The 11,425-nt window shown below is 67.0% G+C and carries 5 protein-coding genes; all 5 read right to left on the minus strand.

Annotated features, from left to right (window positions below; translation table 11 throughout):
* Window positions 1-11: 11 nt before the first annotated feature.
* Window positions 12-1,283 carry a diguanylate cyclase domain-containing protein gene (locus M2D63_RS19790; protein ID WP_285864689.1) on the minus strand — a complete coding sequence of 424 codons (1,272 nt, stop codon included), beginning with the start codon at window positions 1,281-1,283 and terminating at the stop codon, window positions 12-14.
* On the minus strand, window positions 1,280-1,855 hold the full coding sequence (locus M2D63_RS19795) for a YfiR family protein (protein ID WP_285864690.1): 576 nt from the start codon (window positions 1,853-1,855) through the stop codon (window positions 1,280-1,282). The genes M2D63_RS19790 and M2D63_RS19795 overlap by 4 nt, the downstream gene beginning before the upstream one ends.
* A gap of 113 nt (window positions 1,856-1,968) precedes the next feature.
* Complete coding sequence (recD, locus tag M2D63_RS19800) at window positions 1,969-4,050, minus strand: exodeoxyribonuclease V subunit alpha (RefSeq protein WP_285864691.1); 2,082 nt, start codon at window positions 4,048-4,050, stop codon at window positions 1,969-1,971.
* A complete protein-coding gene (recB, locus tag M2D63_RS19805) occupies window positions 4,047-7,727 on the minus strand; it encodes an exodeoxyribonuclease V subunit beta (RefSeq protein WP_285864692.1) in 3,681 nt (1,226 codons plus the stop codon). Before recB ends, recD begins: the two co-directional genes overlap by 4 nt.
* Complete coding sequence (gene recC, locus M2D63_RS19810; RefSeq protein ID WP_285864693.1) at window positions 7,724-11,203, minus strand: exodeoxyribonuclease V subunit gamma; 3,480 nt, start codon at window positions 11,201-11,203, stop codon at window positions 7,724-7,726. Before recC ends, recB begins: the two co-directional genes overlap by 4 nt.
* Between the last annotated feature and the right edge of the window lie 222 nt (window positions 11,204-11,425).

Here is an 11,425-nt window from a genome sequence, read left to right on the forward strand (position 1 = left end):
TGTGTCACGGTTCAGCTCCTGTTTTTTACGTGAAGGGCAGAGCGCTCCGTCTCTGCCGTTTGCCACTGGCCACGCGTGTTGCGTTTGGCCTGGTACATCGCCGCATCGGCGGCATTGAGAAGGTCGGCCGGGCTCAGGCCGTCATCCGGGTAATAGGCAATACCGACACTCAGCGAGGTGACGACGCTCTGGCCTTCGGTCAGGCGGATGGGCAGGCGCATGCTGGCAATGATCTTTTCGGCGATGCGCAGCGCATCCTCGCGGCTGTTCAGCGGCGCCAGCAACACGGCGAATTCATCGCCGCCCAGGCGCGCCACCAGGTCGTTCTCGCGCAGTTGCGCACGAACCCGGGTGGCGACGCTGACCAGCACTTCATCGCCGGCCGCATGGCCATGGCTGTCGTTGATGTCCTTGAAGTTGTCGCTGTCGAGGAACAGCAGCGCCAGGTGCTCCTGGTGCTTGCTGGCATTACGCAGGGTGCGGCTGAGGCGGCCCTCGAAGAAGGCACGGTTGGGCAGGCCGGTCAGGCTGTCGTGGCTGGCCTGGTGGGCGAGGCTTTCGTTCTCGCTCTGCAGGTGGTTCTGCCAGTTTTCCAGCTCGTCGAGCAGGGCGTTGAAGTCATTGCCCAGCTCGTTGAGTTCGGCAATCTGGGTCGCCGGCACCCGTTGCTCGAAACTGCGCTCGCGGCGTGCGGCATGGGCCACGGTGGCCAGGCTGCGCAAGGGGCCGACGATATCGCCGAACATGCGCCGCGACAGGTACAGCGCACCGACGGCGCTGAGTACCGTGCACAACAGGATGCCGGCCAGGCCGCTGAGCAAGAAGCGCATGAGGCTGCCGCCCTGCCCCACCAGCTCGGTTCGCCCGACCTGCTGGCCTTGATGCATCACCGGCAGGATCACCGGCTCCTGCAGCAGGCTGCGCGCCACCTGTTGCTCCAGCTGCGCCAGCAGACCGTCCTCGCTGCGCTGCCAGCGCGCCAGCAGCACGTTATTACCATCGAACACCTTGGCGTCGGCCACCTCCTCGGTGGCGGCAATCAGGGCCAGGGCTTCGTTGGCGGCGCTGCTGTCGTTGAACACCACGGCGGCTTCGACGGTGTAGTTGATCGAACGGGCGATCAGGTGCAGGTTGTGGTTGGCGTACACCCGCAGCGCCAGCACACCCAGCACAGTCAGGGAGATACCGGCCAGGCCCACGGCCAGCAAGGCCACGCTCAAGTGACGACGGCCAAGGACGGCACGCAGGGTCGGGCGCTGGCGCTTGCGGAACCAACCGATCATGGCTGCCCCGCCCGCCGCCGCGACAGCTGCAGCACGCTGGGGTGGATGCGCACGCCGCTGCGCGCCACCGAGTCGAGGTTGACGTCGAACGCCACCTGGCGGTCGCTGACCCGCAGGCAGAACACGCTGCCCACGGTACAGGGGTCGTTGGCTTCGCTGATGCTCAGGACCGGGTGACCATTGATCGCGCTGAACACGCGACTGCGCTCATCCGGGGCCAACTGCCCCAGGTAGACGGCATCGCACTCGTTGCTGATGCGCGGGTCATCGGCCAGCAGGCGGCGCACCAGCACAGGCCGACCGGTGTGCTGGGTGGTACCCTTGACCAGGTCGTCGGCGTATTCGGTGGGGCCGACCAGGCACAGGCGCAGCTGCCCGGGCTCCACGGGCCAGCGTGCATAACTGAGGATACCCAGCACCACCTGGGTCACCGCCTTGGCCCGTTGTTCGGCCAGTGAGGCGGCCGTCCCGGGTTCGGCCTGGGCCAGCGCCGCGAACAGCATCGACAAAGCGGCCAGCAGCAAACGCCCCCGGTTCGTCACACGTCCCGATGTAGGGGCGGCCACCATCATGAAGGAAATCTCTTAAAACCCCGCGGGATAATGCCGAAACGATAGCACAGGGACGGAGTTTCCAGCGAGCAGGCAGGCCACGGGCGATCCGGCAAAAGACCGAATCGCCCTGCTCAGACCTGCTCCAGCATCAAGCCGGACAGGCGTTTGACCTTGCGCCGCACCGCCTCCTCGAACACGCCTTGGCGTGGTTCGATCAGGGTGAAGCAGGTTTTCGCCCGGGTGATGCCGGTATAGATCAGTTCCTTGGTCAGCACCGGGTTCAAGGCATCGGGCAGCACCAGCGCAGTGTGGGTGAACTCCGAGCCCTGGGATTTGTGCACGGTCATGGCGAACACAGTTTCCACGTCGTTGAGCCGGCTGGGCAGCACGAAGCGCACGCCACCGCGGCCATCGTTGCGGGCAAAGGCCACCCGTAATAGGTGCTGGCCGGGGCGTTGCTCGTCGGGCAGGCGCAAGGCGATGCCGATATCGCCGTTCATCAGGCCCAGGCCATAGTCATTGCGGGTCATCAGCACCGGCCGACCTTCATACCAGGGCAGCTCGACATCGATCAGGCCGGCGGCACCCAGCACCCGGCCAACCCGCTGGTTCAGCCCTTCGACACCCCACGGCCCCTTGCGCACGGCGCACAGCAACTGGAAGGTCTCGAAGCCCTGCAACACGGCCATGGCCCAGGCCTCCCAGCGCGGATCGTCGACCGCAGTGCCCGGTGGCGGGCGCTGCCGGCCAATGACCTGCAAGTAGCTGCGGTAGCCCTGGGGACCGTCGCTGCCACGGCCCAGGCCGTCGAGCAGCAGGCGATCCAGGGCACGATCCTGCTCCCCGCGCAGGCTGAGGCCGAAGACGTCGTCCAGTTTCTGCTTGAGCAAGTCGCGCGCCTGCTCGGCCTCCTGCAGGTTGACCAGACGTGCCAGGCGGCCGATGCCGCTGGTCTCGCCAAAGCGCCTGGAAAATCGCAGCATCACCACCTGCTGGGCCAGCGGGTATTGCTCGCTGCTGCCGGGCAACAGTTCACTGCCCGCCAGGGCTTCGCCGCTGACCTGCTCCAGCCAGCCCAGGGTCTGCGGACTGTAGCGCCCTGCCTCGGCATCCCGGCACAGGTCACCGAGCACAGCGCCGGCTTCCACCGAGGCCAGCTGGTCCTTGTCCCCCAGCAGCACCAGGCGTGCATGGGGCGGCAACGCGGCCAACAGGTTGGCCATCATTTCCAGGTCGATCATCGAGGCTTCGTCGACCACCAGCACGTCCAGGGGCAAGGGGTTGCCGGCGTGGTGACGGAAATGCCGGGTGCCCGGCCGGCTGCCGAGCAGGCGGTGGACTGTGGACACCTCGGTGGGAATGTTCTGACGTACTTGTGCATCGACCTGCAGGCGCTCGACCTGCTGGCCGATGGACTCGGTCAGGCGTGCCGCCGCCTTGCCGGTGGGCGCGGCCAGGCGAATGCGCAGCGGCCGCCCGGCCTCCACCGCCGGCGCCTGGAGCAAGGCCAGCAAGCGCACCACGGTGGTGGTCTTGCCGGTGCCGGGGCCGCCGGTAATGATGCTGAACGCGCCACGGGTGGCCAGGGCGCAGGCCAGCTTCTGCCAGTCCACCTGCCCCGCCTGGCCGCCCTCGGCGAACAACTGCGCCAGGCGCGCCGACAGGTCGGTCGGGGTCGGCTCGGCCTGCTCCAGGCGCTGGCGCAGGGCACTGTCGATCTGCCGCTCGTAGGTCCAGTAGCGGCGCAGGTACAGACGCTGGCCGCTGAGCACCAGCGGGCACGAAGCGTGCGCGGGATTGCCGCCCGCGGCGACCAGGCGGCTAGCGCCCAGGTGCTGCAGCCAGGTCGCCAGGGTCAGGCGCTCCAGCAGTTGTGACGGCAACAACAAGGGGCCCGCCAGGGCATCGCCCTCGGGGGGCAGCGACAAGGCAAAATCCGGTTCGGCCAGGGTCTCGCCCAGGTCCAGGCAGACATGGCCATGGCCCAGCTGGTGGCTGGTCAGGGCCGCCGCCAGCAGCATCAACGGCTCGCCCTGCGGGTCACGTTCCTGGAGAAAGCCGACGAAGGCCCGATCCAGTGCGCGCAGCCAGCCGCGCTCGACCCAGCGATCGAGCAACGTCAGCAGGTCGCGGCTGTCGCTCAGTGGTTGGAGCGCCGCCAGGTGCCCGGCATCCAGCGGTGTCGGCAGCAGGTCGACGAGGGTGCGGCTCATGGTGCGTCTCCGGAAAACAGGTCATGTTGCTGCGGTGCGCTGGTGCCACGGAACAGCGCGTCCAGGCGCTCGATCAGCTCGCGCGGCGGTTTGACGAAGTACAGCCCGCCGGTGCTGGCATGCACGCCGCGCAAGAAAATGAACAGGGCGCCGCCCAGGTGCTGGTCATAGTCGTAGTCCGGCAGCCGTGCCCGCAACTGGCGGTGCAGGGCCAACAGGTACAGCACGTATTGCAGGTCGTAGCGGTGATTGAGGATCGCCGCTTCCATGGCCAGCTCGCTGTAGGCCTGGTCATCGGGACCGAGCCAGTTGGATTTGTAGTCCGCCACGTAGTAGCGCCCCTCGTGTTCGAAGGCCAGGTCGATGAAGCCCTTGAACATGCCGTTGAGCTGGGCCGGCTGGGCCCCGACCCGGGCAACGCCTTGATGGGTATGTTCGCAGACGAGGCGATCGAGCTGGCCGACGTCGACCTTGTGGCTGGCGAACCAGAACTCCATTTCGATCTGGTAGCGGCTCAGCTGGTTCAGGGCCAGCGCCGGGCGGTCCGCGGCCAGGGCCATGGGTTGCACCAGCAGGCGTTGCAGCCAGTGACCGAGGGTGGTGATCCAGCCCTTCCAGTCACGGCGGTTGCAGCGCTGGCCGACGGTGCGCATGAGTTTTTCATCGTCCGCCGCCACTTGGGCGAAGCCTTCCAGTCCCGCCCATTCCAGCAGGCCATGGAGGAAGGTGCCGGGGTTGGGACCGCGCGGGAAGCGATGGATATCACCACTGCCGGGCATGACTTCGCGCAGTTGCTGCGGGTCCGGGCGCTCGTCGTCGAACAGGTGCTGGGCCTGGGAGCTGTCGGCCGCCAGGGTCATGGACTCTTCGCCAATGCGCAGGGCACTGTAGGACGCAATCCACCAGTTTTCGGCGGCACGGCGCTTGGGCTGGCGCACCGGCAGCAGTTCGGCCTGGCTGCGCGGTGCGCTGTAGCCTTGCTCATCGGCGACCGGCAAGGCACTGCTGGCGATGGCCGGGCAACCGCTCTGCAGCGTCTGGAGCCAGTCGCTCAACTGACTGGAGACCGCCAGGGGCGCACCACCACCCAACAGATAGCCCAGGGCCGAACGGTGCAGCAGCGAGACCTTGCCGGTGCCGCGTTTGAGGTCGGCGACACCCAGCCAGCAAGCATGTTGCGCACGGGTCAGGGCCACATAGAGCAGGCGCAGGTCTTCGGCCAGGCGCTCATCGTCGGCCAGGGCGATCTGCTCGGCATCCGGGGTCAGGGTCAGGTGGGCCTGGCCGGCGCTGTCATGCCAGGCCAGCGGCAGGCGCTGGCCGTCAACCGGCTTGCTGGTACAGATGAACGGCAGGAACACCAGCGGGTATTCCAGGCCCTTGGATTTGTGGATGGTGACCACCTTGACCAGTTGCTCATCACTTTCCAGGCGCAGGATCTGATCTTCACCAGCCTGTCCGGCACTGGCCAGGTGCTCGGCCAGATGGCGGATCAGCGCCTGCTCGCCATCGAGCTCGGTGGCCGCCTGCTGTAGCAGTTCGGCCAGATGCAGCAAGTTGGTCAGCACCCGTTCGCCGTCGCTGCGGGCCATCAACACCTGGGGCAGTCTGAAGTCGTGGAGCAGCCGGCGCAGCATCGGCAGCACGCCCTGGCTGCGCCAGATGATCCGGTACTGGCGGAACTCCATGACCCAGCGTTCCCACACCCGCTCGTCCTGGTTCAACTGCTCCAGGGCCGACAGCGGCAGGTCCAGGGTGATGCTGGCCAGGGCCGCCTTGAGCAGGCGTTCGGCATCCGGCTCGGCACAGGCCTTGAGCCAGGCCAGCAGGTCCTGGGCTTCCTGGGCGGCGAACACCGAGTCCTTGTCCGACAGGTACACGCTGCGCACATCGCGCGCGGCAAGCTCGGCACGAATCAACTGCGCCTCGCGGCCATCACGCACGAGGATGGCAATGTCCGACGGCAGGCAGCCGCGCAGCGTCTGGTCGGCCTGGAGGAAACCGCTACGGCCTTGCTGGCCGCCGTTGAGCAAGGCGACGATCTGGCTGGCACAGCTGGCGGCCAGTTGCTGACGGTAGACCGCGCCGGACACCGGCTCTTCGCTTTCCAGTTGCCAGAGATTCAGCGCCGCGACCGCCTGCCCGTCGATCTGCAACTGCTCGCTGCGGCCCTTGGCCTTGACCGGGGTGAACGGCACCGGGTTGTCATCGCCGTCGCGGAACAGGAAGGCACCACGGCCAAGCTCACGCGCTTCGGCCTGCATGAACACATGATTGACCGCGCTGACCATGGCCTGGCTGGAACGGTAGTTGGTGTCCAGGCTGTGCAGACGTCCGGCGGTGGCGCGGCGGGCGCCCAGGTACGTGAAGATATCGGCGCCACGGAAGGCATAGATCGCCTGCTTGGGGTCACCGATCATGAACAGGCCGGTGTCGTGCAGGTTTTCCTCGATGCGGTAGATGCGCTGGAAGATCCGGTACTGCACCGGGTCGGTGTCCTGGAATTCATCGATCAGGGCCACCGGGAACTGCTCGCGGATCAGCCCGGCCAGGCGCTCGCCGGTATCGCCCTGCAGGGCATGGTCCAGGCGCACCAGCATGTCGTCGAAGCCCATTTCGGCGCGGCGGCGCTTCTCCTGCTCGAAACGTGCGCCGACCCAGGCGGCGGCATGTTCGAGCAGGCAGGCGTCGGGCGTCGGCAAGGCTTCGAGTTGTTCACGCAGGCTTTCCATGGCCTGCAGCGCCGGGTGGCTGGGCGGCTCGCCCTTCCAGGCTTCGGCCATGCCGATACGGGTCAGGCGGGTGAAGCCGGTGCCCAGGTCCAGCTCCAGGGCCTGCTCGTCGCTGGCCCAGGCGGCGAGATTCTCGCACCAAGGTTCGAAGTAGCGGGCCTGCATCTTGCGCCCGTCCACCTGCTTGGCCGCCAGGCCGTCGCGGCAGATCTGCAGCAACTCGGCCGACCACTGTGTCCAGGGTGCCTTGAGCTTGCGCAGTTGCTCGCCGCGCTGGTGCAACACCGCGTCGATCAGGGCCTGGGGCTCTTCGTCGTTGTTCTGCACCTGCTTGCGCCCGAACAGCGCACGCACCCGTGGCAACAAGGCATCGGGGCTGACCCAGTGGGCGCGAACCCAGGCCAGCGCATCGCCCTGCATGCTGTAGCAGAAGCGCCGCCAGTAATCGCGCATCACCTGGCCGAGCAGTTCGCTGTGATCGGTTTCCAGGGTCTGGGTGAACAGGCTGCCACTGTCGAAGGCATGCTCACGGAGCATGCGCTGGCACCAGCTGTGGATAGTCGAAACGGCGGCCTCGTCCATCCACTGCGCCGCCACATCCAGGCGGTTGGCGCAGGCGGGCCAAAGCTCCGCCGGATAGTCGTCGCGCAGTTGCTGGAGCAACGGGTCGGCCTCGTCCAGCTCACCACGGAAGAACCGCGCCGCTTCCGCCAGCCGGGTACGGATCCGCTCGCGCAATTCCTTGGTGGCGGCATCGGTGAAGGTCACCACCAGGATCTGCGGCGGCAACAGCTCACGGCCGAAGCCCTGCTCGCCGCCATGCCCCAGCACCAGGCGCAGGTACAGGGCGGAAATGGTGAAGGTCTTGCCGGTGCCGGCGCTGGCCTCGATCAACTGGCTGCCGTGCAGGGGAAAAGTCAGTGCCAGGGGGGCTACGCGACTCATTGGGCGCTCTCCTCATTGCCCAAGGTCTGCCAGGGCGCTGCGAACATCGGGCGGTACAAGGCCTCGCACCAGCCTTCGAACTCTTCGCTGGCGCTCAGGGCCGCGAAATCGGTGAACTGACGGGCCAGCGCCGTGCTTTCGCTACGCTCGCCAAAACTGTTCTGGCCATCGCCTTCAAAGGCCTTGGCCGCGGCAGCCAGGGCCTTGTCCGGATCGCTCTGGGCGAGCCAGGCAAAGGCGGTCTTGACCGCCACCGGCAGCGGCGCGCACATCCCGGCCTGGCGGGCCAGCAGCAGGTCGCCGAGCTGCTCGCGGGCACTGGCCTGCTCGATGGGTGCCAACAGCAGGGTGATGTCGGTTGCCACCACCGCACTGTGCAAGGGCAGGCCCACGGCGCAGGCGGCCAGGTGCGTGACCCAGGTCGCGGTCAGCCGATGCCACTTGAGCGTGCGCCCACTGCTGATGCTGTTGGGCAAGGTGGTAATAGCGAGCAGGGACTGGTCATCCCCTTGATAGACCCGGCCGAGCCAGCCTTCGAGCGTGAGCTGGCGGTACTCGAAACGGATGGGCAAGGCGCTGTCCAGCACCTTGGGCCAGCGCTTCAGCAAGTGCTGGTGACGCTGCAGCAGGTCGGGCAGCGGCTCGACCAATTCGTCCTGCAGACACTGCCCGAAACCGGCCAGGGGCAACAGGCCGCAACCTTGCAGGCGGCGGGCTTGATCGGCCAGGGCCCGGGGGGCGTCATCGGGGGTCGCCAGGGCCACGGACAACAGGCTCTCGCTCAGGCCGTAACGCTGCAGTGCGTCGAGCACGAACGGCTCCTCATCGGCCAGGGGGGCTTCCACCGACTCGAAGAACACCTTCAGCCGCTGGCTGAAGAAGTGCCGTACCGGATGACGGAGGAAGTCCTGCAGCAAGGTCAGGCTCAAGGCTTCATCACTGTTGTAAGGTGCAAGCTCATCCTCGCCCCTGGTCGGCGCATCCTCGGGAACGTGCAAGGCTCGCCATTCGCGGGCGAAGCTGAACAGATTGCTACCCTTGTGGAAATAGCGGGCGCTAAACGGTTGCAGCGGGTGTTCCACGGTCAGGGCGTGCAACAACTGTTCGCCGGCATCAAGCTTGTCGCCGGCCTTGGCTGAGGCCAGCTGCCAGCCGCTGGCCAGGTGATCGCGCAACTGGCCGATCAGCACCGAAGCCGGACGTTCGCTGTTGTCGCGAATGCTGCGACCGACCCAGCTGACGTACAACTGGTCACGCGCCGACAGCAGCGCTTCGAGCAACAGGTAGCGGTCGTCCTCGCGACGCGAGCGGTCGCCGGGGCGGTAGTCGCTGCCCATCATGTCGAAGTCCAGCGGCGGTTGCGCACGCGGGTAGTCGCCGTCGTTCATGCCCAGCAGGCACACCAGCTTGAACGGAATTGCGCGCATCGGCATCAGGGTGCAGAAGTTCACCGAGCCGGCAAGGAAGCGCTGGGACAGACGCCCCTGATCGAGGCCTGCAAGCCAGGCTTCGCGGACCACGGTCAGCGGCAACAGATCGTCGAGGCCGACAGCTTCGCAGGTTTGCAGCCAGGTTTCGCGCAGGTCCTGCAGTTGCACCAACAGGTAGTCGTCGTGCTCGGTTTCGGCGAGGAAGAACACCTGCAGCAAGGCATGCAGGCGCTCGCCCCACTGCCCGGCGGTCGCCGCCTGGGACAATTGTCGATGGGCAATCTCCAGGGCATCGAGCAGGGCCACCAGGGGGCCGATCAAGGCCGCATCCAGTCCGCCGATCTCGTCGAACGGCTCAATGCCGTCGCAACCTTCGCCAACACCGACTGCATAGCCCAGCAGCATCCGCCGCAGGCCGAATCGCCAGCTGTTCTGCTCAAGGTCCGCAGGCAGGCCCAGGCCAGCCCGCTGCTCGGCATTCAGCCCCCACCGAATGCCGGCGCCCTCGATCCAGCGGTGCAAGGTCGGCAGGTCGCTTTCCTTGATCGCAAAGCGGGCGCGCAAGGCGGGGACGTCGAGCAGGTCGAGAATCTCGCTGACGGCAAAGCGGCTGTCCGGCAGCTTGAGCAGGTGCTCCAGGGCGATCAGCAAGGGATCGCGGCCACGCTGGCCCTGGTCGGTCAGGGTGAAGGGGATGAAGCGTGGGTCATCGCGGCCCAGCTGTCCGAATACCGCACGGATGTGCGGTGCGTAGGTGTTGATGTCCGGCAGCATGACGATCACGTCACGGGGGCGCAGGTCAGGATCTGCGCTGAAGCGGGCAAGCAGCTGGTCGTGGAGGATCTCCACCTCGCGTTGCGCACTGTGCGCCACCTGGAAACGCACCGAGCGGTCCTTGCTCGGGTCCACTGCGGGCCACAGCTCTCGGGTCTCGGCCAGTGGGCGCAGTTCGAGGATGTCGTCCTGCAGCTGGTTGAGCAGGGTCTTGGGCTGGCTGTCGCTGAACAGGTCGATGCGCCCATCGCTGAAGGCGGCGCGATAGCTGCCCGGATCATCGTAGCTGTCGAGCAGGTTGATGTAGTCACGCCCTTGCTTGCCCCAGGCCGCCAACAGCGGATGGGCGTGCTGGTGCAGGGACTGGGCGTCGATCAGGCTGGGCGTGCCGGGCTTGCGCTGCTGGCGTTTGTACTGGTGACGCAGCAGGTCCTTGTCGGCGACGATATCGGCCCAGTGATGGCGGCAAGGGTTATGCACGCAGAGCAGTACCTGACTGAAGCGGGCCAGGCCGGCCAGGGCTTCCAGGGCCTGGGCCGGCAACGACGAAATACCGAAGACGATGACCCGCGACGGTAGCCCCGCCGGTGCCTGCTCCAGGCTGTTGATCCGTTCGATGAAGCGCTGGTGCACGCCGGCACGGCTCTGGGCCATGCCCTCTTCACCGACATCCAGCAACAACGCACGCCACAGCTCGGCTTGCCAGCAGTTGGCCGGGGGCAACGGCCTGGCGTCGCCACGGGCGCTGTTCAGCACGTGCCGGCCTGCGGCCCAGTCCTTGAGCCAGTCGGCGCGGTAGACCTGGTACTGGTCGAACAGGTCGGCCAGGCGCTCGGCGAGCTGGTAGCGCTTGCGCAGGTCGCTGTCGTCGGTGAGGAAGCGCTGCAGGGGCTCGAAGTGGGGCTTGTCGATGACTTCGGGCAGCAGGCGCATCAGGCGCCAGGTCAGGGGAGCCTTGTCCAGCAGCGAGATCTCGGGGATCTCGTCGCGGCCCAGCACACGCCGGTACAGCTGCCACATGAAACTGCCGGGCAACTGCACTTCGATCGCGGCGGCAATACCGCAGCCGCCCAGATCGTCCTCCTCCGGGTCTTCGGCCAGGGCCAGCTTTAGCCACTGGGCGATACCGTTGCTCTGCACCAGGGCGATCTCGTTTTCCAGCGGAGCCAGGGGATAGCGACGCATCCAACTCACCACCAGGCTGCGCAGTTCATCCAGGCGATTGCCGTGGACCACCATGAATCCTGGTTGAAGCGTTTGGCTGTATGGCATGGAACGTCCCTGGAGGCTGTCGAACTGGGGGGAACCTTAACATGGAAGGGCTGCGATCGTGCCTGTAGCCGCTGCCGAGGCACGAGGCTGCGATCGGTCGCACAGCGACCGTAACCCTGGCGCCGCGATGGGGGGCTGCAGGAGCGGGGGGGGGGGGGGGGGGGGGGGGGGGGGGGGGGGGGGGGGGGGGGGGGGGGGGGGGGGGGGGGGGGGGGGGGGGGG

The organism is Pseudomonas sp. BJa5 (genome assembly GCF_030272875.2).
GTDB lineage: Bacteria > Pseudomonadota > Gammaproteobacteria > Pseudomonadales > Pseudomonadaceae > Aquipseudomonas.